General features: G+C 46.8%; 18 protein-coding genes, 1 tRNA gene and 2 rRNA genes. 13 read left to right on the forward strand and 8 right to left on the reverse strand.

Annotation, left to right across the window (positions count from 1 at the left end):
* The 9 genes from CMM32_02790 to CMM32_02830 all read left to right on the forward strand — a co-directional run.
* A 23S ribosomal RNA gene (locus CMM32_02790) occupies nucleotides 1–360 on the forward strand; the annotation flags it as partial.
* 144 nt (nucleotides 361–504) lie between these two features.
* A 5S ribosomal RNA gene (gene rrf, locus CMM32_02795) occupies nucleotides 505–619 on the forward strand.
* Nucleotides 620–651: 32 nt separating this feature from the next.
* A tRNA-Met gene (locus CMM32_02800) sits at nucleotides 652–728 on the forward strand.
* Between the two features lie 396 nt (nucleotides 729–1124).
* Nucleotides 1125–1544 (forward strand): hypothetical protein, encoded by a 420-nt coding sequence (locus tag CMM32_02805; protein ID MBT05828.1) that lies wholly within the window; start codon nucleotides 1125–1127, stop codon nucleotides 1542–1544.
* Nucleotides 1545–1557: 13 nt separating this feature from the next.
* Nucleotides 1558–1707, forward strand: a complete 150-nt coding sequence (locus CMM32_02810; GenBank protein ID MBT05829.1) for a hypothetical protein — start codon at nucleotides 1558–1560, stop codon at nucleotides 1705–1707.
* A gap of 11 nt (nucleotides 1708–1718) precedes the next feature.
* Nucleotides 1719–3554: a hypothetical protein gene (locus tag CMM32_02815; GenBank protein ID MBT05830.1), complete on the forward strand. Its 1836-nt coding sequence runs from the start codon at nucleotides 1719–1721 to the stop codon at nucleotides 3552–3554.
* A 145-nt stretch (nucleotides 3555–3699) separates the two neighbouring features.
* Complete coding sequence (locus CMM32_02820) at nucleotides 3700–4983, forward strand: hypothetical protein (GenBank protein MBT05831.1); 1284 nt, start codon at nucleotides 3700–3702, stop codon at nucleotides 4981–4983.
* 282 nt (nucleotides 4984–5265) lie between these two features.
* Nucleotides 5266–7713 (forward strand): dehydrogenase, encoded by a 2448-nt coding sequence (locus CMM32_02825; GenBank protein MBT05832.1) that lies wholly within the window; start codon nucleotides 5266–5268, stop codon nucleotides 7711–7713.
* A 212-nt stretch (nucleotides 7714–7925) separates the two neighbouring features.
* Nucleotides 7926–10445 (forward strand): hypothetical protein, encoded by a 2520-nt coding sequence (locus CMM32_02830; GenBank protein ID MBT05833.1) that lies wholly within the window; start codon nucleotides 7926–7928, stop codon nucleotides 10443–10445.
* A gap of 225 nt (nucleotides 10446–10670) precedes the next feature.
* Here the strand turns inward: CMM32_02830 and CMM32_02835 are convergent, their stop codons facing one another.
* The 6 genes from CMM32_02835 to CMM32_02860 all read right to left on the reverse strand — a co-directional run bounded on the left by CMM32_02835 (nucleotide 10671) and on the right by CMM32_02860 (nucleotide 17196).
* On the reverse strand, nucleotides 10671–11468 hold the full coding sequence (locus tag CMM32_02835; GenBank protein MBT05834.1) for a hypothetical protein: 798 nt from the start codon (nucleotides 11466–11468) through the stop codon (nucleotides 10671–10673).
* Between the two features lie 3 nt (nucleotides 11469–11471).
* Complete coding sequence (locus tag CMM32_02840; protein ID MBT05835.1) at nucleotides 11472–13352, reverse strand: hypothetical protein; 1881 nt, start codon at nucleotides 13350–13352, stop codon at nucleotides 11472–11474.
* Complete coding sequence (locus CMM32_02845) at nucleotides 13139–13948, reverse strand: hypothetical protein (protein ID MBT05836.1); 810 nt, start codon at nucleotides 13946–13948, stop codon at nucleotides 13139–13141. Before CMM32_02845 ends, CMM32_02840 begins: the two co-directional genes overlap by 214 nt.
* A gap of 192 nt (nucleotides 13949–14140) precedes the next feature.
* The gene (locus tag CMM32_02850; protein MBT05837.1) at nucleotides 14141–15352 is read right to left on the reverse strand and encodes a hypothetical protein; all 1212 of its coding nucleotides are present in this window, start codon (nucleotides 15350–15352) and stop codon (nucleotides 14141–14143) included.
* Between the two features lie 226 nt (nucleotides 15353–15578).
* Entirely contained in the window at nucleotides 15579–16229 is a 651-nt protein-coding gene (locus tag CMM32_02855; protein MBT05838.1) for a glutathione S-transferase, read from the reverse strand.
* Nucleotides 16230–16239: 10 nt separating this feature from the next.
* Complete coding sequence (locus tag CMM32_02860) at nucleotides 16240–17196, reverse strand: hypothetical protein (protein MBT05839.1); 957 nt, start codon at nucleotides 17194–17196, stop codon at nucleotides 16240–16242.
* 114 nt (nucleotides 17197–17310) lie between these two features.
* Between CMM32_02860 and CMM32_02865 the strand changes: the two genes are divergently transcribed.
* Nucleotides 17311–18306, forward strand: a complete 996-nt coding sequence (locus tag CMM32_02865) for a dihydroflavonol 4-reductase (protein MBT05840.1) — start codon at nucleotides 17311–17313, stop codon at nucleotides 18304–18306.
* Nucleotides 18307–18322: 16 nt separating this feature from the next.
* Here the strand turns inward: CMM32_02865 and CMM32_02870 are convergent, their stop codons facing one another.
* Both CMM32_02870 and CMM32_02875 read right to left on the reverse strand, forming a co-directional pair.
* The gene (locus tag CMM32_02870; protein ID MBT05841.1) at nucleotides 18323–19447 is read right to left on the reverse strand and encodes an oxidoreductase; all 1125 of its coding nucleotides are present in this window, start codon (nucleotides 19445–19447) and stop codon (nucleotides 18323–18325) included.
* Nucleotides 19448–19515: 68 nt separating this feature from the next.
* Entirely contained in the window at nucleotides 19516–20385 is an 870-nt protein-coding gene (locus CMM32_02875) for a fumarylacetoacetate hydrolase (GenBank protein ID MBT05842.1), read from the reverse strand.
* Nucleotides 20386–20591: 206 nt separating this feature from the next.
* Here CMM32_02875 and CMM32_02880 point away from each other — a divergent pair, with 206 nt between their 5' ends.
* The 3 genes from CMM32_02880 to CMM32_02890 all read left to right on the forward strand — a co-directional run bounded on the left by CMM32_02880 (nucleotide 20592) and on the right by CMM32_02890 (nucleotide 23607).
* Nucleotides 20592–21308 (forward strand): alpha/beta hydrolase, encoded by a 717-nt coding sequence (locus CMM32_02880; GenBank protein ID MBT05843.1) that lies wholly within the window; start codon nucleotides 20592–20594, stop codon nucleotides 21306–21308.
* A gap of 51 nt (nucleotides 21309–21359) precedes the next feature.
* Complete coding sequence (locus CMM32_02885) at nucleotides 21360–21827, forward strand: bleomycin resistance protein (GenBank protein ID MBT05844.1); 468 nt, start codon at nucleotides 21360–21362, stop codon at nucleotides 21825–21827.
* Between the two features lie 127 nt (nucleotides 21828–21954).
* The gene (locus tag CMM32_02890; protein MBT05845.1) at nucleotides 21955–23607 is read left to right on the forward strand and encodes an AMP-dependent synthetase; all 1653 of its coding nucleotides are present in this window, start codon (nucleotides 21955–21957) and stop codon (nucleotides 23605–23607) included.
* Nucleotides 23608–23631 lie beyond the last annotated feature (24 nt).

A 23631-nucleotide genomic window follows, 5' to 3' on the forward strand; every position in this document is an offset into this window, starting at 1 on the left:
GGCTGGAGCAGGTCCCAAGGGTTCGGCTGTTCGCCGATTAAAGTGGTACGTGAGCTGGGTTTAGAACGTCGTGAGACAGTTCGGTCCCTATCTACCGTGGGTGTTGGAAACTTGTGAGGCGCTGTCCCTAGTACGAGAGGACCGGGATGGACGCTCCTCTGGTGGACCGGTTGTCGCGCCAGCGGCATAGCCGGGTAGCTAAGAGCGGACGGGATAATCGCTGAAAGCATCTAAGCGAGAAGCCCTCCTCGAAACCAGGTTTCCCTTGAGAGCCGTGGAAGACGACCACGTTGATAGGCCGGGTGTGGAAGCGCAGTAATGTGTGAAGCTAACCGGTCCTAATAGCTCGATCAGACTTGAGAAGAGAACTATGCACAGCCGCAAGAGCGCGCCAGATTACCTCATGATACAGCTACCATTCCCTAGAGTGTCGTTTTGTGGCACAAGGGTCTGTGAATTGTGTCCCCCGTCGGGGCACCATTTTAATTAGATCACCTTGGATGACCTGGTGGTTATAGCAGGGGGCCCGCACCCGATCCCATTCCGAACTCGGCCGTGAAAACCCTTAGCGCCGATGGTACTGCGTCTTAAGGCGTGGGAGAGTAGGTCGCTGCCAGGTCTTCCAAGGTGATTGTTGTTGACCGGTTTTGACGCGGGGTGGAGCAGTCTGGTAGCTCGTCAGGCTCATAACCTGAAGGTCGGAGGTTCAAATCCTTCCCCCGCAACCAACCTTTTTACGATAAATCAGTAGTTTACGACCTCCCAGTCGGGAGGCGTGTCCGCGTGCGCGCGTTTTGCCGCAAATTCGCCGCAAACTGGTTTTTTCGGACTCCAATACGGCCCCAAATTCGACCTTCTAGTTCTGTCTCGGCTTTGCCGCGTCAGATTCTGAAACTCAGTGCAGGCGGTTAAATGGTGTCGTGAGGCTGCTTGCTGAGGCCAGGGTGATTTTGAGGCACAGTTTGAAGTTGGCTTATACTTGGAGACCTTTCTCGCCTAATCTTAGATATCGCCGAGTTCAGTGTTTTGCTCATCTTTTGAAATAAGTGTTAGGTAAGATAGTGGTTACAAGTTGTTAAATGGAGCCTATGATCTCAGCGTATTCTAGTAAGAGGAGTGTTGAGATGGCTATAGATCCAAATACGATCGACAGGTCGGTGAAGGTGGGATCCGAAAGGTCTTTTGGGCTAATATTTGCAGTTGTTTTCGCCATTTTAGTGGCACTATTTTGGCGAAGCAGTATTTCGTTGGCTATAATTTTTGGGATATTTAGCCTACTTATGATAGGATTGGCATTTGTTTGGCCGGACAGTTTAAGGTACCCAAACAAGGCTTGGTTTGTTTTTGGTCAATTGTTGCATCGAGTTATTAGCCCCATAGTCATGGGGTTTATATTCTTTGGTGTGGTTACCCCCATGGCCCTGGGTTTAAGAGTGCTAAAAAAAGACCCCTTGAAGCTTCAGTTGCAAAAGGGACACAAGACCTATTGGGAGGTGAGGGAGCCAGTAGACGAGGTTCGGAACAGTTTGACCAATCAATTTTGAGGATTATTGTAGATTGGCATTCCTGAGTGAATTTTGGCGTTACATGAAGATCCGGAAGAAATTCTGGTTGCTTCCAATCATGGTGACGTTGTTAATTTTTGGGGGCTTGATAGTCTTGATTGAAGGTTCAGCAGTTGCGCCCTTTGTCTACACGTTGTTTTAATTAAGCTTGCTATGAGGGTGCTTGGAATTTCAGCGTTTTATCATGACGCTGCTGCCGCTCTACTTGAGGATGGGAGTATTTTGGCTGCCGCCCAGGAGGAGCGGTTTACTAGAAAAAAACATGATGCAAATTTTCCGACTAATGCGATCCAATTTTGTTTGGACGATTCGGGTATTGGGCCTGACGAAGTTGACTTCGCTGTTTTTTATGAAAAACCGTTTTTGAAATTCGAAAGACTAATTGAGACATATTTGGCTTTTGCCCCATCCGGGTATTCCTCGTTTTCAAAAGCTATACCTATTTGGATAAAGGAAAAGCTCTTTCAACGACGCTTGTTGACGAAGCACCTCAGTGAAATGGGTGGCACCCAAAGTTGGGATACAAGGATGCTGTTTTCTGAGCATCATCTGAGTCACGCGGCGGCGGCTTTCTATCCCTCGCCTTTTGAGAACGCAGTGGTGTTAACAATGGATGGCGTCGGGGAATGGGCGACCACATCGATCGCGATTGGTAGTCAAAATGGTTTAGAGGTGAAAAAGGAGATTCATTTTCCTCATTCTGTCGGTTTGCTGTATTCAGCGTTCACCTATTACTTAGGTTTCAAGGTAAATTCTGGAGAATATAAAGTTATGGGCCTCGCCCCTTATGGCGAGGCAAAATATTTTGATAGGATTTGCAAACATCTGATTGATGTTAAGAGTGATGGTTCATTTAGATTAAACCAACGGTATTTCAACTACTGTGCTGGCCTGACAATGACCAACGATAGATTTGCATCTGTTTTCGGGCAACCGAGAAGACAACCAGAAAGCAAGCTGACCCAATTTCATATGGATATCGCTGCTTCGATTCAGGCAGTTACAGAATTTATAGTATTAAAAATAACGCGAACCCTTTCAGATGAATATAAGATTCCGAATTTGTGCTTAGCTGGGGGCGTCGCACTTAATTGTGTAGCAAATGGTAAAATTCATCAGGATGAGTCTTTTGAGAACATTTGGGTTCAGCCTGCAGCGGGTGATGCGGGTGGCGCAATTGGCGCGGCTTTTGCAGCATTTCATTTACACAAAGGTCAACCTCGAAAGCTCTGTGATTCTTATGACGGTATGAAGGGATCTTTTTTAGGGCCGCAGTATGGTGACGAGTATATCCAGAATTATCTAACGGAGAGCGGCGCTACATTTGAGGTGCTAAGTTGGTCTGACTTAATCGATAAAACGGCGTTAGCCTTAGCTGACGACCTGGCCGTAGCATGGATGCAGGGTAAAATGGAATTTGGTCCCAGAGCACTTGGGGGCCGGTCCATATTGGGTAATCCAATGTCACCGAGCATGCAGAGAAACTTAAATTTGAAGGTCAAATATCGCGAGAGCTTTCGGCCTTTTGCGCCGTCGATTCTGAGAGATGACGTTGCTGATTGGTTTGATTTTGATTCTGATAGTCCTTACATGCTGATGGTTGCAAATATCAAAAAGGAAAAACGTATCCCCATGAGTCCAGCGGACCAAGAACTGTTTGGAATGGATAAATTAAATGTTGAGCGCTCTACTATACCGGCCGTTACTCATGTGGATTATTCAGCGCGGATACAGACCGTTAGGAGAGAAGAAAATCCGAAATATTATGACTTAATTTCAAAGTTTAAAGAAATCACTGGCTGTCCGGTTTTAGTGAATACTAGTTTCAACATTCGTGGAGAGCCGATTGTTTGTTCGCCAGAAGACGCGTTCCGGTGTTTTATGGGAACTGAATTGGATGTTTTGGTGCTGGGAAGCTGCTACCTGCAGAAGGTGAGGCAGCCAGAGGGCCTACGTTNGGACTACCGCAGTAAGTTTGAATTGGATTAATTGTTGGCATTGATTGATTTAACTACTGCGGCCTTGCATAAGCAATTTTTCGGGGGAGAGACTGGGGCGTGCTNGTTGGTTAGGTGTTGCACTGTATTTCTATTTGGTTATTAATTTTTACCTAGGGANCTGAGGTGAATTTGATATGTTGGGCAAGTACGGCGCTTATTTGCTAATTTCTATACTGACGATTTTTGGGCTTGAGTTTGGTTGTTTTGTAGCTCTTAGCGTGCACACTGTTTACACAAAAGAAAAAACGGTTGGGGAGGCTGTACAACTTTGGGTGCGCGAGCATCCTTGGTCGGGTTCTAGGCCAAGGGTGGCTAGTGCGTTTAATCCTCTTACTCAGACAGACTTAATCCCGGGCACCGAAATTACAGGCTTGAAGGTGAACAAAAAAGGGTTCTTTTCAAACACAAAGAAAGAGCCAGAAAGGTTGCCCGATCTTGTGAATAAAGGGTCGGATATTTTCCGAATTGTTATTTTAGGGGGAAGTAGCGCTGCAGGGCTTACTGCAAACTCAAATGCCGAGACCATCTCAGCGCATCTTGAAAAAATTCTTAAGAGGTCAGAGTCAAATCTTTTGAGAGATAAAACAATAGAGGTATTAAATTTTGGCGTTCCGGGACACTATTCTTTTAATGAGATGAATCGTTTTTTTGTGCAGGTGGCGTTTTTGAATCCAGATATTACAATCAACTTTGATGGATATAATGATGCGTACTACGCTAATTTTCAGCACTACATTCAAGGAATTCCAGTCCCAGTTATGAACTGGGCAGACTATACCTACACTACCTTTAACCTTTTTCATGGTGCAGGCGAGTACAAAAGGCCAGCGGCTCCTCCAATTCTGACTTATTTTTATTTGATGGCGCAGAGGCTTTTTGAAAAATTTCTTTTGGTGCAGGCGTTGAGAACACAAAATGATNCAAAGCGCTCCGTTTATGAAGCAAATCCTTATATTAACTTTTCTTGGGGTTATCGTTCCAAGGATCCAACTTATCGGGGGGCGCTGAAAACAAATTTATCCGCAATTGCGAGTTATCATAGTAAATATGCTGGATTATATTTGGCTTATCTACAGCCAACCCCACTTCGCTATAAAGATGTACAGGCTGAGATCTCGAGTGGTGTGGATTTCAGGCGTTCTCCCGGAAATCCTAAAACGGAAGTAACGGGTGACATTGATGCGCTGTACGTGGAGAAAATAATTGAGGCATTTGATTCTTTCGCAATCGCTTTTGAGCAACTGGATACGGAGTTCAAGGCGAATGCCAATATAAGGTTTTTTGACATTCAACGAATTTTCCAGCCAGTACAAGAAAGGGTTTTTAATGATGTCGTTCACTTAAACAGCCTAGGGAATGAGATTATCGCGAATAGGATGGCGGGCGATATTTTGGNGCTCATTGCCCAAAATAATTAAAATGATGGTGGCGCAAGTTCCTATTATCGTGCCATTCAAGGGACTGAATTTGTGACATCTGAAAAGTGGGNGTTGCTCCAGAATTTTNGTAAGTTTCTTGTTATTCGCATTTGCTGAAGTTTTGGTTTAGGGGGTCGGAGACCGTTGGTCACCATAGGGGCCGTCAGGCGCATATCTAAGGGTCGGAGGTTCAAACCCTTCCCCCACAATCAACCTTTTGGCACAAATCAGTAGTTTACCACCTCCCGCGTCTTGCTTTAACATTGGCCTGTTAGGTGTGGAATGCCGAATAGGTTCAAGGGTTACTCTGAGGAGGGTGTTGACGTGCTAGATGTTGATAACGATGTGAGTGTCGAGCAAGCGGGCGGGGTTGATAGCGTTGATCAGGCTGAAACTACTAAGCAGGTCATATGTGGGACTTGCGATGGATTTTGTCCAGTAGAGGCAAAAGTTAAAGATGGTCGTGTGGTGAGGGTGACTCCGCGTAGCGCGCCTATTCTGAAAGACGTGTTGTGCATGAAGGGTGCATTTTCGCCAAAGGCTTTTTCACATCCCGATCGTATTCTCCACCCTTTGAAGCGGGTTGGCGCACGTGGTGATGATCAATGGCAACGCGTATCTTGGGACGATGCGTTAGATGACATCACCGACCGACTTAAGAAGGTGGTCGATCAGTACGGCCCCGAAGCTTTTGCTGTTGCACATAGTGGCGGTTGGTTGTTGGGTGACAATGGTACTACGCGTCGCTTTATGAACCATCTTGGTTCACCTAACTTCATCACGTCAGTAGCCTATTGCGCTGGTAACACAGCGGCTATCAATCGCTTCGTCTACGGCTGGTTCCCGCGCGCCGATATCATGAACTCGAAGTGTATCGTATTGATTGGCCATGATCCTAGGCGGCACAGCTGGACTATGGAGTACAAGGCTATCCGTATGGCGCAGGCACGCGGNGCTAAATTGATNGTNCAGGANCCNCGCAAGAGTGAGAANGCNGAACGNGCAGANGTNTGGTTGCCGCTNCGGGCGGGCACNGACGCTGCGATGACGCTTGGCTGGCTGAATGTTATGATCGAGGAAGGTCTTTANGATAAAGAGTTCGTGCGCGATTGGACNGTTGGGTTTGAACAATTAGCTGAGCGTGTTCGCGAATACCCGCTGGACCGCGTGGCAGACATCACTGGCGTTGACGCCGAGTTGATTGCTAAGGCTGCTCGGATGTATGCGACTGAAGGGTCAGCGTGCATCCCGTGGACACCTATCACAGACCAACAGGTCTCTAGCACGTCAGCCATCCGCCTACAGTGTATGTTGCGAGCACTCAGTGGTAATCTTGATATCAAAGGTGGGGATCAATTTGTTGGATTCAGTCCGACAGTACGATCGGATTCCGAAATCGAATGTCATGAGGTGTTGCCTGAAGAGCAGAAGATGAAACAGCTCGGAATTGATCGGTTCCCGGTGTATACCTATAAAGGCATGCGTCCCATGGAGGATGCCACCGAAAGAGTTTGGGGCACTCGCTATGCTAATCTTGTGAATGGATGCTATATGGCAAGCCCCATGGCGGTTTTTAAGGCCATGACTGATGGTAAGCCTTATCCAGTCAAAGCGCTTTTTTCGATATCGAACAATACACTAATGGCGTTTGCCAATACCAAACGCGCATACGAAGCGTTAATGAAGCAAGATTTGCTTGTTACCTANGAGCATATGATGTCACCGACAGCGGCGATATCTGACTACGTTTTGCCGGGAGACGCGTGGTTGGAACGCCCAACTATGCAGGCTGGAGTCAGTGAGCAGGCGATGCAGCCACCTGGAGAGTGTCGTAACATTGTGACCTTCTGGCATGAGATCGCAAAACGCATGGGCATGGCTGAAAAATTCCCGTGGAAGAACGCTGAGGAGATGCTGAATTATCGTCTTGAGCCGGGGCAGATTACCTGGGAGGAGGCAGTAGCTGCTAACCATATACCCAACCTCAATAAGGGCGGTGTGGGCGAGTTACCTGATAAGCAGTATTTGAACACAGGTTTCGCCACCCCGTCGGGCAAGGTGGAGCTGTATTCTGAAACCCTCAAGGATTTTGGCTTTGATCCGCTGCCCTATTATCGGGAAGCGGCGACAGTTAATGATGAATATCCAATGTCATTATTTGTCGGTTGGGCCGATGATGAGTACTTCCGAACGGGTCATCGCAATATCCCGGAGCTCCGCAAGCGGGTGCCGGACCCAAGCTTTTTTGTCAGTCCCGACGACGCAAATTGTNTGGATATTAAGGATGGTGATTGGGCGCGCGTGAAGACTTCAACTGGGTCGATCATAAGTCGAGTATACACTCGGTCTGGTATGCCGAAAGGTCTGGTGCGCGTGCCACACGGCTGGTGGAAACCAGAATCGCAGGGTGGATTGCAAAAGATGTCTGGTATGTGGGATTTTTCAGATGCTGTGGTAACCGCTGACGACGATCCAGATCTGATTGATCGGGAGCAGGGCGTTCCTCATCTTAAGGGCATGCGTTGTGCCCTCCAAAAGCTAACAGAGTCAGAAGTGAAAGTGCTTGAAGAGCATTATGGGCCGACCAACGACATTCCTCGTGGGCCGGAAGGTAAAGTATTGCGTCCGAAGTCGGACAAAGAGGATTTTATGTACGATGAGCTTTCGGGGGATGGAGTTGAGTTTGAAGCAATTGAGCTGTCCATTTATGGTCGAACTTCTAGCATGTAAATTCAGNGGTGCAGCCGTTATCCTNTGAGAGAATGCTGGACAATCTCGCCCCCTTTTTTGCCTACGACTTAGTCAGGTGTGGGGCGGTGAGGCATCATTTCCGCAGATGGACTTGTCATCAATCATTCGGCAGAGTAAGTCATCCTAGAAAAAGCAGGGCCGGATAATGTCAATGTTTGTTTGGGCCGATTAGTGGGGTTAAAAAAGGAAACATGACGGTGTCTCGTATTGTGCAAGTTTATGACACTGTAGTGCTGGGGCGACCTAAAGCCGTTTTGGTTATTCTATTCTCTTCATTAATATTCTTTGGTTATCATACAAAAGATTTCAAGTTGGATGCGTCAGCAGATTCCTTGCTGTTAGAAGATGATTTGGATCTGCAGGAATTTAGAAAAATCCATGAGCGATTTCCGAGTGGTGATTTACTTGTGGTTACATATACTCCCCAAGCCGATCTTTTTTCGGAACAGGCGCTGCAAGCTTTGAGGGGGCTTCGCGAGGAGCTTAAGCAAGTTAAAAGTGTGGCAAGGGTGTTCACCATACTTGATGCGCCCCTCCTAAATATTTCAGATTTGCCTTTTGAAGAAATGATCAAGGATATACCGAGCCTAGAGAAAGTCGGCATCGATCGCGCTAAAGCAAAGGAGGAGTTGCTTAATAGTCCTATTTATCGTGAATTGATTGTTAGTGCTGATGGCCGGACTGCGGCTTTACTTTTGGAATTGAGCGAAAATCAGCCGTATGCCTCCCTGCTAAAATCTCGAAATGAACTCAGAGCCAAAAAACGAAATACTGGTCTTTCTTATAAGGAANTCAGGTTGTTAGAGCGGACCAGTATGGCATTTGATCAAGCCCAGGAGCGAGTAAATCAGGAGCGCCGCGAGGTAGTTGCTGAGGTCAGGAAGATTATTCAACCCTATCGTCAAGATGGTATTCTATATCTCGGCGGTCTACCAATGATCTCGGATGACATGATAACATTCATCCGGACCGACCTGTTTGTTTTTGGTGGTGGTGTTTTAGCCTTCCTTGTAATCATTCTTTTTGTGATTTTCCGAGAAGTTCGTTGGATCATGCTTCCCTTGGTTGGTTGCTTATACGCTGGTCTGGTTATGACAGGTGTATTGGGTCTAATTGGCTGGAAGGTAACCGTAATTTCATCGAACTTTCTTGCTTTAATGTTAATCATCACTATCTCCATGAATATTCACTTAATTGTACGGTACCGGCAACTCAGTCGAGACAATGCTCATGATGATCAGCTAGTTCTTGTCAGAAACACCATGCATAAGATGGTGAGACCCTGTCTATATACGGCTCTCACCACCATCATTGGATTTAGTTCTCTAGTTGTGAGCGAAATTAAGCCCGTTATCGACTTTGGTTGGATGATGAGCGCCGGTCTGGCCGTTACATTTCTTACCTCATTTTTAATGTTTCCCTCACTGTTGATGGTGACGGGAAAGCGTGGATCTCACCCCACTGTGAATAGTGGACGATTCCTCTTGCCAACCTATCTAGCCCGTCTGACCGAGGCCCACGGGAATAAAATTCTCGCTTTTACGCTGGTTTCCGTCGTCATTAGCCTGGGGGGTGTGACCCAGCTACGTGTGGAAAATAGCTTCATAAACTATTTTAGTGCTGATACAGAAATTCATCAGGGGCTTAAACTAATTGATGAAAAGCTTGGGGGGACTACACCGTTGGAAATCTTGATAAGATTTCCGGAGGAATTGAATGATTCTGATTACTCTTTGGACCCTAAACACCTTGAAGGGTTAACTGAGGAAGAGATACAAATGGAACTCGAGTTTGCTGCTATGGAACGAGAGTTTGCGGCAACGGCTAACTCACCAGAGTATTGGTTTACTGCCTACAGGGTTGATCTTATTAGGCAGGTTCACGACTATCTTGAGGGACTGCCGGAAATTGGCAAGGTTACTTCGTTAATATCACCCGTGCGAGTTGCGGAAAATTTAGCGGAAGAAGAGCTTGACGAATTCCAGTTGGCAATTCTCTACACAAAAATTCCTCCTGAAGTTAGAAGGGCTCTCATTGATCCTTATGTATCCATCGATGACAATGAAGCAAGAATAGTGGCTCGTGTGCTGGACTCGAAACCAGGTTTGCGGCGAAATGAATTGTTGGAGAGGATACAACGTGACTTACGAGAAAAGCTAGGGTTTGAAGAGCAGGAAGTAATCGTGAGTGGGTTGTTAGTGCTCTATAATAATATGCTTCAAAGTTTGTTCGTATCCCAGGTCAAGACTATAGGCGCCGTGATGTTGGGGATTGCTATTATGTTNCTAGTTCTGTTTCGCTCAGTCAGCTTGGCTGTTATTGGAATTTTGCCGAACGTATTAGGGGCAGTGGTCGTTTTGGGCATAATGGGGTGGGCCAAGATCCCACTGGATATGATGACCATCACAATTGCTGCAATTACCATTGGAATAGCTGTAGATAATGGGATTCATTATATTTACCGCTTCCGGGAAGAATATGATCATACCAATGACTATGTGGAAACCTTACATGTTTGCCATTCAAATATAGGTAGGGCAGTATTTTACACTGCCATAACCGTTATCGTTGGTTTTTCGATCCTGGTTCTTTCCAGCTTTATCCCTACCGTCTATTTTGGGGTGTTGATTGCATCTGCAATGTTTGTTGCGCTTTTGGCGGCGCTTACCGTGCTTCCCAAGCTGATTTTACTTTGGAAGCCATTTGGGTGACGCATTAAAGATTTCCGCATAAAAATGTTTTGGCCTTTGTGATTTTTTGCAGAGTTTAGCAATCGGCAAAGACACTCGCTGGTTTCCCACCAGGAGTGCCGCTAACGATTGGAAGGTATTGTCTAGGTATGATTTAGATGCTCCCTGTTAGCGTGGGGTAAAATACTGTATGAGTCGGCATCGCTATAACCCCGCGCATGTTGATGGATTAGAGAAATAGAAGACTTATTGATCTATTTGGCATTGCGAAGCGAACTGCCGCTTCGGTAAGTCGGTCAGGATGACTGCTATGGCGCGTTTATTGGTTAAATGGCATAGACGTTCCCCAGAATTCTCTGTGAAGGAGAAAATAGAACTNGGCATGAAGTGGGGTTGGATATAATGATGGCTGGGTGTGCTAATGCTTACAGCATCTATTCCAAACACCCAGAGCAATGCTTTGACGACGATATAGTAAAGCGGTGTGCGGGTGGGTCCCGCCGACATCCAGTAAATTGTTTGGACGCCTTGGATGTCCAAGTATATAAGCTGACGCATTGCAGTGCTTTCAACCAAAGTTCTCTCTGCAAAGCCAAGTTGCGATAAAAGTTCTGCAAATCTTCTGATATCCTTGCTTTTGAGTTCNGAAAGATTTTTAAGATCTAGCCAAAACCATCCGTTGGACGGAGGTGATATCTCGTTTAGAGTGACTAGGGCCCCATTTTGTTTCACATAAGGCTTGTCATGGGACAGGATAATAGTGTCNAGTTCTCGGTCAAAATATATATCTAACTCTACCCCATCAAATCCGCTCCTAAAAGCCGCGGCAACAGCTTCTGGGGAGTTTGGCAAGAATTCTTTTGCGCTACCCCCTTGATGGGCCCAGACTCTAGTTTGAGAGAAATAGGAATTTTCAGATGTGTCGAGAGAAATTGGCTTAAAATGTATAATTAGGCTGGCAACAAAAAACGAAAGTGCGATCAGTAAGAGGCCTGTGGCAATGAACTGGCAAGTACTTCCACAACGGATGCGGGCGAGCAACATTAATCAATTTGGCACAAAGTGATTTAGGCTACCACGAATCCTCGTATTCAAGCTGCCAAATAGTAACAGGTCTCGAGAAGGGTTAGGGATCCCATCCGAAAAAGCGTAGCCCATTGTACCCAAGATGGAGCCGTAGATTCTGCTATTCACAACTAGAGATGCACTAATCTCGGGTGGAACGTTATAGGTTAACAATGGCACCTCCCACTCTGCTTCGTGGGGTTGCGTCGAATTGCAGTGAGGGAAGCCTGATGCATGTAGGTTTTGTCCATGATCCGAGGTGTAAAAAAACATTGTCTCTGTGGCCGCCAAGTTTGTCAGAATTTTTCCTAGAAAATGGAACGTGTTCAGATAAATGCTAGTAAGATACTCCCGTTCTCTTTGGTTAATACTTGTTGGGAAAGGATATTGATTTTCCGCGCCCTCTGGAATTTGTGCCTTGTATGGGAAGTGAGAGCCATTCTTAATCAAAAAAATAAAGGCTTTTTCGTCTCTTGCCAGTGACTTTGCAATCTGCTCCAACGCTGCTTGGTCTCTTTTTTCATTGGGAAGACTGCCAAAAAAGTGTTGTTCATCCATCAGTGAAATATCATTGGGTGTTTGAAAGTACTGATAGCGGGATCCCCTTTCTTGGGCACTAATATATATTGTTTGATAACCGGCTTTTTTTGCGCGTTCCCAAAGGCTAGGCTCTAACGTTATTTCACCATCTTGAATTGTCAGGCCATTGATGATTGCCCACACTGACTGTGCGCTACAATTATGCATAGATCGGAAGGATTGGGCGTTTTTCAGTATGGGCATATTCTTCTCGATCTGGTTGATGGGGGGGAACGTCCCGTCCTCAATAAAATGGGAAGCCATTTTGAAGTGATGAAAGGATATACTTTCATCGATCACTACCACAACAGAGGCGGAATTATTTTGTCTATGGGTGTAGCGGTCTTGGTGGGTGAACCCAGGACTGAGTTGGGTAATGGGGAGAGGAAAAAGGGTTGATATTTGGACGGGCATCCCTCCCATTCCGTTGCCATTTCTCGCCACGACAATGGTTGACGTGCCTAGTAACATCACTATCGACAGACCTACGGCNGATCTGTACACAAGTGGTTTGGCTGCCAGATTTTTGATAGGGATCTGTTTGGCTGGTAACAAAACGCCTAATAGGCCAACTATCGCTGTGCCCGCTGCAATGGCTATTGATTGTAATGTTTCAACTGCCAGAGGGCCAAGTCCATCGATGTTGATTAGTCCCATTTCAATGGCATCAATCGTTATGGGGAAACCGGTTGTGGTCCAGTAATACTGGCCACAAATTCCGGAAACAAGAAAAAGTATGAACACGATAGTTTTCAAAATTGTACCGCTAAAAAAGGAGAAATAGACGAAGAGCAAAGAAAATCCACAAAAATACAGAGTATAGAAAAGTATTAAGGCTGGTTTTTTTCCATATGCATTAAGAACTAGCGTTTCGTATAGAGCTGTATTGGATAGAAAGAGATAGCTAACTAGAAGGCATAATTTCAAAATAGAAAGATACATTGTATATTTGCGCATACTAAATTCAGCTTCTCTTTTGTGCCTTTNACTAATATTGTCAAGAAAATCAGATAGAGCAAGCGTAAATGGTCTCGTCGCGGGNGCGGCTGGNGATCGAATCAGCAGGCCCTTTATTTCTGAGTTCGATCCACGTGGCCGCGCCATGCATGTGAGAATTCTGAGCGAACCCCAGGAGAGCGAGCTAGCCCTTCTGCGGCAAACTTTTCGCGGATGAGCGCAAGATGCTCTCGGCCGAAGAGGCCTAAAGTGTGGCCTAGAGCGGTATCGAAAAAGACATAATGTGGGACGCCCGTAAGTCCAGATGCTTCGGCCTTTGNCATGCATTCTTGGAGTTTGATTTCTGCGTTCCCATTTGCGGCCATATATCCCTTAAAGTCTTTAGTGTGGGCGCCTACTTCCACCATTGTTCTTTGTAGTTGGTTAAGCGATTCAATCTCATAATTTCTCCAGCCGGTTCCCCAGCCTTGAACGCAGACTCGCATCAAAAATGGCACCTCCAGATCTTGAGCCTTCGCAAAAAGGAATGCTTTGTTTGCCAAGTTGGAATCCAGTAAGCGGCATGGGCTGCGGAAAGGGAGTCCTTGAAGGGTGGCATACTGCCGGGCTGTGGCATAGTACATCCTTGCTTTCCGGTCTGCTGCCGAATTGGCTGGGCGACGCTTATTATCTGGATCCACTCGAGTGGTGATCCCCAAAGACACATAGTTCAAGGTGTAGGGTAAGAAGTTAATGTGTACCCTGTAATCCCGCGCGACCTCCAACGAAGGTCGTACCGCTAGATAGGCATGGGGAGATTTGATATCTAGGTAAACATCCAACGTTTCCTCAGCATCTTGGGACATGATCATCTGCCATTCCTCAACCTCTGAGAGAATATCAGAGGAACATGGCTGGGACACTATCGGTTTTTTGTTACACATCGAAGTTCCTTCAGTATCTAGTGTGGCCTGGTAGGCCTGCTAACTTTTGTTTTGTCCTTTTTATTTAATCGGGATTAAATAATGGTTTGTTGAGAGCTAGAGTAAAACTAAACGACGCATTAAAGCAGTGCAAAAGTTGAGTTAGCAAACTGAGTGGTGTTTCCTTGGTAGGTCGTTCCCTTTCTCACCCCTTTACTGCTTGAAAGTAGCACACATTTGCTTTGCAAGCTCCTCCCCCATAAAGCGGTGACCCAGAGCATTCATATGACCCCAATTTACTCCGCTGAACGCATGGTAGTATAGATCGTGATTTCCTCTAAATGCTCGATCCCGCATAGAATTAATTACAGGGAAGTATGCAAAGTTTTCTTTCTGAGCAAGAGTGGTGAGTGCTTTGTCAATATAGCTGGGGACTAGTCGTCCTTCTGGCAAGCCGAAGCTCTTTTCGTAAGCATNCCATATGTCTGAACGCATGACGTAATGCGATGGGACGCTGGTTACCGCAAAAAGTCCTCCATCTTGCAGAACGCGGCTGTTCCAGGCACGCATACCTGCGACGAATACGTCCCAGGCGTGTTGTTCCTTTTCTGACATGGGTGGTGATACGAAGAGTGCAGGATGTGTTCCACGTCGGTCCACCGCATTATCTTGCCACGCATGAGGGCCTTTATGGTTAAGAATTAGGACTACATAAGCATGGGTGAACAATTGTAACAGACGGCTGTAGGAGGTGATGTTCTGCCGCAAAATACTCCAGCGAAGTTTTCTGAGGAAAACCGGGTTTGTTTGGAAACGATGATCCCAGACTAGGTTTCCCGCAGAATCGACTTCCCAGTAGGGGCTGAAGGGATCTTCTGTCAATTCACGGACATTATTGAAGAAGTCATTGCCTGCTACGACAACAAGGACGATATCGGGCGAGAAGTTTTTCACAAAACTCTCGTATAGAGCCATCTCGCGAGACTGCCCCATTCCGGAAACCCCAAAATTTATGACTTCTACTTTGTTGTCAGACAACATATTGCAATGACTCAGACCATCCTCAAGAATTTGGGTGAATCGTTCGCGTGCGGTGACCTGCAGTCCCTCTGTGAAGGAATCTCCCAGAACGGCGATACGAATGACTGACTCTGGTTTTGTTATAGCTACAAGTTTGTCCAGTTGGTTTATGGGTACCCGGATTCCTTGTTCATTAAATGCAATGAAGACCTCCGCCTCCTTACGGAACCAACCCACGGCTCCGGGTCTATGACGGACCCCGACGTCGGGGTCGTATTGATAGAAGGAAGGATAGTTGTATCCGATTATTCGGAGTAAAATTTCTCCGATAAATGCAGCGAAAACTAGGCTAGTGCATAGCAGGGCGGAGCTGGCCACGCCATGCCTTCTCAATCCAACGTTCATTGGGCACCGTGATTATTATTTGTTACCTATGGCAAGCCAAGCCCTTGGCACAGATTTAGCTAACCGAAGGTTAAGCCTTTAGTATATTAAATTCTGTTAAGGAATTAAATTCCCAATCTGNTGCCTATGCTTCTGAGGCTTCAAATGTANCTACAGTTGGTTGGAATGCTATTCATTTTTGGATTTTGACGAAAGGGCAAAAGTNATAAGCATTTTCTACTCATTCTTATGGGAATATGGGCTCCTCCATCCCAGNTTCCCAGNCCGGATATTTTTGCATCACTTTCAAAAATCGATCTGAATCAAGGATACTTTGCAACCAATTCTGGACAGCGGACAATTGGAGGGAATCAAACCANTTGCGGTCGTTATTGGCAAATTGTCGGATGAAGGGAAGGATCGCCGCGTCGGCAAAGGTAAAACTATCTCCGAACAGGTATGGCGAACCTGTTAGCCGTGTGTTCAGCTTCTTAATAAATTTTTCTCCTTGGCCGCGATAATGTAGGGGACTTAAAACATTGTACCGGGTGGGATATTTGTACCGATCTAGGTCTTTCTTAAATGGTCCATCGTTTTCAGCAATCAACGCATCGATTTCCTCGCGTCCTTGAGCCAACGGGTCTAACCATCCGTCCGGATCATTCCTGCTCAGTGCCCAATACATGATTTCAAGGCTTTCCTCTAGGACTTGCCCATTTGGTAATAGGACTACGGGTACGGTTCCCTTGGGTGATGCCTTTATCATCTCGGGAGGCTTGTTACGTAAGACGACCTCGCGTAGCGCACATTTCTGGCCACTTACAGCGATGGCAAGTCGNGCTCGCATCGCATAGGGGCATCGCCGAAAGGAGTATAGGACTGGGGTCTTGTCCGGCATGCTGGCTAATTCATCCATTGAAAATAGTTCGCTTCTTTGTCAACTCATAGCATTTTCCGACGTGTGGTTCACCTCTTTCCTCTGCTAGCTCTACTTGGACTTGCCTGGCTGAGTATCGCGCTCGTTGTTTATCGGAACGTTGATTTATGCAACCATCGCATGACACGCCAATCACAAAATTCGGTGACGAACGATCAGAGGGGCTAATGGGGCGTCGGCATGCATGGCAAAGTTCGTATTCACCTATTTGTAGGCCGTGTTTAACCGATACCCGGTAGTCGAAGACGAAACACTCGCCTTGCCAGCGGCTTACTGCCTCAGGAATTTTCTCAAGGTACTTTAGGATGCCTCCTTTCAGATGGAAGACGTTTTTAATACCTTGTTTATTAAGGTAGGATGTTGCTTTCTCACAGCGGATGCCACCAGTGCAAAACATGGCAATATTTCTACCCTTTAGCCCAGCGCTATGTTTATTGAGCCATCCAGGTAAATCACTGAAGCTGTTTGTTAGCGGGTTAATAGCCCCTNCGAAGGTGCCGACCCCTACTTCAAAGTCGTTGCGAGCATCGATAACAATTGTGTCTGGGTCGTCAATGAGAGTATTCCAGTCTTCAGGTTCAACGTAGGTGCCTGCACTAGTACGCGGATCAATGTCAGGTATGCCCATGGTTACGATTTCTTTTTTTACGCGAACTTTGAGTCGGTAGAAGGGTGCGAACTCTGCATGAGATTCTTTATGTTCCAACAGGGCAAAAGCAGGAAACGCACGCAAGGAATCTAATGCAAAGTCGATATCGGTTCGCGATCCTGAAAGAGTGCCGTTGATACCCTCTGGGGCCAGCAACACAGTTCCTCTCAGACCCCGAGACGAAAGGCGGGCCAGAAGAGAGTTCCGCAAAGAGGTAGGGTCGTCCAAGGAGGTAAAATGATAAAATGTGGCTACGACAATCTTTGGCATGATAGTCATTATAGATGACAAACGGTTAAAATAAAATGCAAGGAAGGGCGCTCATGTCATGCTACACGTATNCCAGCGAATAGGATTCTGCGGAGTATTGCCCACTAAGGAGTTGAGGTTAGAATGAGTGGACAAAAGAAAGTGTGTGTAGTCGGTGCCAGCGGGCTAGTGGGTTCAAGTATTGTTCGTGAGGCCTTAGAACGGGGCTATTTGGTTAATGGGACACTGCGAAATAAGAATATACTCTCCAAATCCACCTACCTCAAACGCTTAGTAGGTGGGGAACGGCTCACGCTGTTCAATGCTGAGATGGCTAATGGATCATCTTTCGATGCACCTTTGAGGGGGGCCGATGCAGTTTTCGTCGCGTGCCTTATTCCGACCTATAAAGGCTGCAGTGGAATGCTTGCGGTGGANATGGATCTTATGAGGGGGCACGCTGAGATAATCAGGCCTACAGTTGAGGGATGCTTAAATATACTACGATCAGCCAAGCGTAATAGAGTGAGAACGGTGATAATATGTTCATCCACTTCGAGCACCAACCCTTCAATATCCGTACCATTGAAAAATGAAGTCGAACATTGGTCGGATGAAAACGAACAGTGTCGCGTAAGAAAATACACATCTGCAACTAAAACAATAATGGAAAAGGCTGCAATAAAGTTCGCCGAGGAGAATGATATTCGCCTTTCAATTATCTTGCCGACTGGTTTGTATGGTGAAGCGGTTCTTCCCGAACATCTGCGCCATAATCCTTTTGCTTGGTTGGCCCGGGCTATTGATGGGGGGGCTCCACATCATAAGACGATGCCAAATAANTCTGTTTCAATGATTCATCTGCGCGATCTAGCAAATTTATTTCTTGCGGCTTTCGAAAATGACCATGCGTCCGGTCGCTATTTTGGTGTATGGGGCAGTTTGCATTGGAAAGATATTTATGCCGAATGCCACAAAGTTTTACCGAATATGCGGATGCCGGACCCAATTGGGGAGCCAGCAGTGGCTCCCACTGGTTTCGATTTCAGCCGACGCGATAGTTTGGGAGTTAATATTAGAGATTTCCCGACTTTCCTCCGGCAGACGATTGAGTGGATTCAGTCTAGGCCGTTTCCGTAAGAGAACAACCGTTGACTTATTCCGCTGCTATTTTTTCCAATTCGGGAAAAGCTTTTGGCCAGAGGGAAGGGCGTGACCGCCCATATTGGGGAGGATATGCTGTTTCAGCGCCGAGCGTGTCCGCTGCATGCATGGGCCAGTGCGGGTNGTAGAGGGCGCCCCGTGCCAGCGCTACCAGGTCGGCCTTGCCCGAGGCAATGATGTCCTCAGCAAGATGCGGGTCCCGGATCATGCCCACTGCCATGGTTTTGAGGCCACTGCTCCTCCTTATGGCTTCAGAAAAGGGCACTTGGTAACCTGGCCCTGTGTTTGCAACAGGCGGGCGCGTGGCTAAGTTGCCTCCAGATGAGCAATCGACGAAGTCACAACCATGATCTTTTAGTACTTTTGAAACCTCAATGGACTCCTCTACGGTGATACCGGGTTCCGCATAGTCCGTAACTGATAGTCTTACTCCCAAGACCTTTCTCTCGGGCCACGCAGCACGAATTGCATCAAAAACTTCCAGAGGATACCGCATCCGATTTTCAAGAGAGCCGCCGTATTTGTCTTTCCGGTGGTTGGCGATGGGTGAAAGGAACTGGCTCATCAGATAGCCGTGTGCGCCGTGNAGCTCAACAACCTCGAAACCAATCCGGTCGGCACGTTGCGTGGAGGCAACGAAGGCATNTCGAATACGATCCATATCTNTNTGGGTCATTTCCACCGGCGTATGCCANCCGTCAGCAAAGGGTATTGGGGAGGGGCTGACTGTATTCCAGCTNTCTTGGCTTGGNCTTAGTGGCTTGCCTCCATTCCACGATAGATCAGTGGAGGCTTTACGGCCAGCATGGGCGAGCTGTATGCCCGGCTTGGCAGAGCCAAAGTCTCTGAAAAACTTTACAATGCGGGCAAAGGCTTCTTCCTGTTCATCGGTCTCTAGTGCTGTACATCCGGGGGATATGCGGCCGATGGCTTCAACCGCTGTTGCCTCGGCAAATACCAGCCCAGCTCCTGATACTGAAAACTGTCCCAAATGCATTAGGTGCCAATCTGTGGGAACGCCCTCCTTGGCGCTGTATTGGCACATCGGTGCGATTACAATCCGGTTGGGNAGTTCGATATCTTTGAGTTTTAAGGGCGAAAATAATTGGCTAGTCATGATTCCTCTGTATGTAGGCTTATCTATAAATGNTTCGGTGCCCTATGTCATAGACTGTCTAAGATAGATTAACGAAAGGTCACCGTCGCTTTAGAATCCCCTGTGGGGAGCCCGGTATAGTGCACTGTTATGGTCTGCCCTGCTTNNACNGGACGAAAAGTTCCCATAGCACCCAGACTTAGGACATCTCCTGGCTGCAGCTGTTTACCCTGCGCTTCAAGGTGTTGTATTAGCCAAAGTACTACGTTCAAGGGATGTCCTATCATATCGCTTCCTTGGGCACGTTGGATCTCTTGGCCAGTTTGGTCGACGGTCAGGGATTCGATCTTTCCAAGCGCATTAATGAATTCCTGAGTTGGCTGAACGGGAATCCCTTTTCCGATGACTCCCGTGCGTGACACAACATTATAGCCTATGATGGTAGCAAGATTTAAGGGTTCTNCCTCTGCAACTACTATATCAAGAATTTCTANGAAGGGGATTACTTCTCCAAGNTACTGAATTACTTCCCCGTGGGTACGAGCAGAATTTATCTGTTCGTCTGTAACTGTGACGATAAGGTCCGCCTCGTAAAATAGCCGTACCCCCGAGGTGGTGGTAATTTCACTACCGGATGGCTGTAACATCTCCTCGAATACTACGCCNCCAACTGGCTCANTAGCCCCAAATCGCTCCTGTAGCTTCTTATTGGTTAGGCCTGCCTTGTATCCTACTTGAAGCCCGAGTCGGTCACCAAGTAATTTCAGGTATTTAGCCTGGGCGCAGTACCCATCATCTAAAGGGGTGCCGTTCGGGTAACCTGGGCCTGGACTTTTGGAGGNAAAGGCATTGGCAGTCTCGCGGATGGTATTGTGGTCAGGGCAGGCCATTGCTCCAACTGCGGGAATGAGAAAGCCTAATGCAGCGCTTAGAAGGGTGATAGGTGCGGTTTTATTCATGATGANTGAATATACTCAGATGGAGGTGGAAAACTAGAAATCCTGCTTTTACCAGTTTGCATCCCTGTACCGCAACGAACTATTTGAATTATTACTCAGGAATCTTCCAATAGTGTTTGAAGAAAAATTTTAATATTCCCCATGATTGTGTAATTTAAGGCGTAAGCTGATTTTCATATTCTTAAATCGAGGAAGGAGGCTTGGCTGTGCCGGTTTTTGAACGCGATGATGTCTGCATTAATTATGAAATACACGGAGATGGGATTCCCGTACTATTGCTTGCTCCAGGTGGTATGCGGTCCTCAATTTCTATCTGGGAAGAGGTGCCGTACAATGCTATTGAACGTTTAGCGTCCAGTTACAAAGTGATTGCCATGGACCAAAGAAATGCCGGTAGGTCGACTGCGCCCATCAAAAACACAGATGGCTGGGAGGTCTACACCAGGGATCAGATTGCGCTTATGGATCACCTCGGGATTGAAAAATTTCATGTTGCAGGTATGTGCATTGGGGGGCCGTTCATAATGGGTTTGGCAAAAGTTATCCCTGAGAGAATAATGTCAGCCGTTATGCTCCAGACGATAGGTTTTGATGATAATCGAGAAACTTTCTTTGAGCTGTTTGATAGTTGGGCTGAAAAGATCAAGCACTTGCATCCCACGATGGATGAGGTTGATTGGGTTCAATTCAGATCTACAATGTTTGGGGGGACTTTTCTTTTCAATGTATCTGAAGATTTTGTGGCCGCCTGCCAAACACCTTTTCTCGTCCTGATGGGAGAGGACGTTTATCATCCTGAGGTGACGTCTCGTAAAGTTGCTGAACTGGCGCCGAATGCGACTTTTATTGAAAGTTGGCAGGGTCCCGATGTTATTGACATAGCGAGCAAGAAAATTGACTCATTTCTGGCATCACATAGTTAAGGCGTACGAAGTACATTAGTGGGTAGATAGCTTTGAAGCAGGAAAGTGTAAATGATTGAAGTCAATGGGATGGCCCATGTCATCCTGACAGTTGGTCAATGGGAAAAGGCATGTGCTTTTTATGGTAAACTTTGTCCGTTCCTTGGAATGCAACAGGTTTTTGAGGGAAATAATTTTTTATACCACGTCGGAGGTCGTACGGCCCTGGGGATTCAGCGGTGTTCAAGTGAGTTTCTCGGGGAAGCCTTTCACCAGAATCGTATTGGCCTCCATCATCTTTGCTTCCGTGCCCGCAGTCGTGCGGACGTCGATTCTGCAGCATCATTTCTGAGAGAGATGGGTGCTTGCATCGACCGGGGTCCAATGGAAGGCTCTTGGGCCCCGGGTTATTACTTTTTTGTTTTTGAGGATCCAGACGGTATTCGGCTTGAGATCAATTATATTCCCGGCAAGGGTGTGCTGGCTGGGCCTACGCCCCTTTCCGTAAGTGAGGATCCTAATATTAATATGGATCCATAAAAACTATAAGGGTGTCTCCGCAGGGTGGGTCGAGATTTTGAGAAGATAGAGACTATTTGTACCTGCAATAACTTATTAGTTTAGTTTCAATTGACTTTTGTTTTGGTGCGAAACAGCGAGAACTTTTATGACCATAGATGTTGAGAATTTTAGAAACAGACGCAACAATGCGCGTTGGAACAGAGTTTCAGTCGGAGACGTTATCGAGCGAATGACCTGGAATGAGCCAGGAAAAGTTGCTTTTATTGCGACCCCAGAGGCGACAGTAGATCCAGCGTACGCCCGGGTTACCTATAGCGAAGCCAACGATGTAATTAATCGAGTTGCCAACGCACTTCTCGCTCTTAACCTTCCGAGGGCATCTCGAATTGCCATGTTGTGCGATAACTCTAATGAAGCATGGCTAGCAAAGGTGGGTGTCGCTAAAGCGGGATTGGTTGCTGCCCCGATCAATGTAATGATGGCATCAGATGTGATTGCTGAAGCCCTTCAGAGAGTAGGGGCCCAGCATGCAATAGTTGATCAGGCGCTTTGGGAACCTCTGGAGGGAACATTGGCACCGGCAAACATTAGGCCTATTGTGTCGATTGGTGGGCCTCCACAGGGTCGTATTCCTAATTTTGAAGAGTTTATGTCGGAACACGGCGCCGATGAACCTGATGTTGAGATACATGGGGACGATATCTGGCAAGTTTTGTTTACCTCTGGAACTACTGCCAAGCCTAAGGCCGTGATGATTTCACACACCAGTACCTATATGGCTGCTTATAGCAAGGCTTTGACTATGACGCGTGGACTGAGCCATGAAAGTGAAATTCGGCTGGGAGTTTTTACCCCCATGGTTTTCCATATTGGGGATCAACATTGCGTGTTTGGTCCTTTGGTGTGTGGTGGTACTGTAATAATTGGTCGGAAGCCCCAAGGTCCAGAAATGGCACGTGCAATTACAGATGAGAAAGTAACCTGCTTATTTGGTGGATCACCCCAATTTGTTGAAAGCTTGATTACTGAAGTTCAGTCCAAACCAGAAGAGTATGATTTGTCGAGCCTTGGTGTCATGTGGTTTGGCTGGGCTCCTCTTGCTCCAGCCTCCCTGGCTGCTTTCCAGGAGCTTTGTGGGCCTCAGCTTAAGGTTTATGAAATGATAGCCCAAACGGAGGCTATTGCCGGGCATCGGTTCTTCATCGACCGGCACCTGGATATGTACCTAAGGGAGGCTCCGGCCATCAACCATGTAGGTAAACCAAGCCCAATAATGGGCGCGACAGTGATGGACGAGACAGGGCAGGATTTACGCGATAAGCCGGGCGTGGCAGGTGAGGCTGTGTATCGGACGCCGGCTATGTTTTCCGGCTATTACAGGGACCTAGAAGCTACGCAGGAGGCGGTGCGCGGAGACTGGTTTCACTCGGGGGACAGTTTTGTATATGGACAGGATCAAATTCGTCTGATGGTTGATAGATACAAGGATATAGTAAAATCTGGGGGGGAGAACGTATCGAGCATTCGGGTCGAATCTGTGCTCCAGCAACATCCGACGGTTATTCGTGCCGCAGTGATAGGTCTACCAGATGACCGTTGGGGTGAAATGGTAACAGCCTGTATTTTAAAAGCCCCAAACACTCAATTCGAAGAAAAAGCACTTATTGGGTTTGCCCGTGAACGTTTGGCAGGATTTGAAACTCCCAAACGTATTGTGGTAATGGATGAATTTCCTACGACTGTTGGTGGTAAAGTATTGAAATATAAACTGCGCCAATACTTATTGGCTGGAAGCTAAATTTCTTGTAGACCTGTATTATCT

Source organism: Rhodospirillaceae bacterium (genome assembly GCA_002728255.1).
Taxonomy (GTDB): Bacteria; Pseudomonadota; Alphaproteobacteria; order UBA7887; family UBA7887.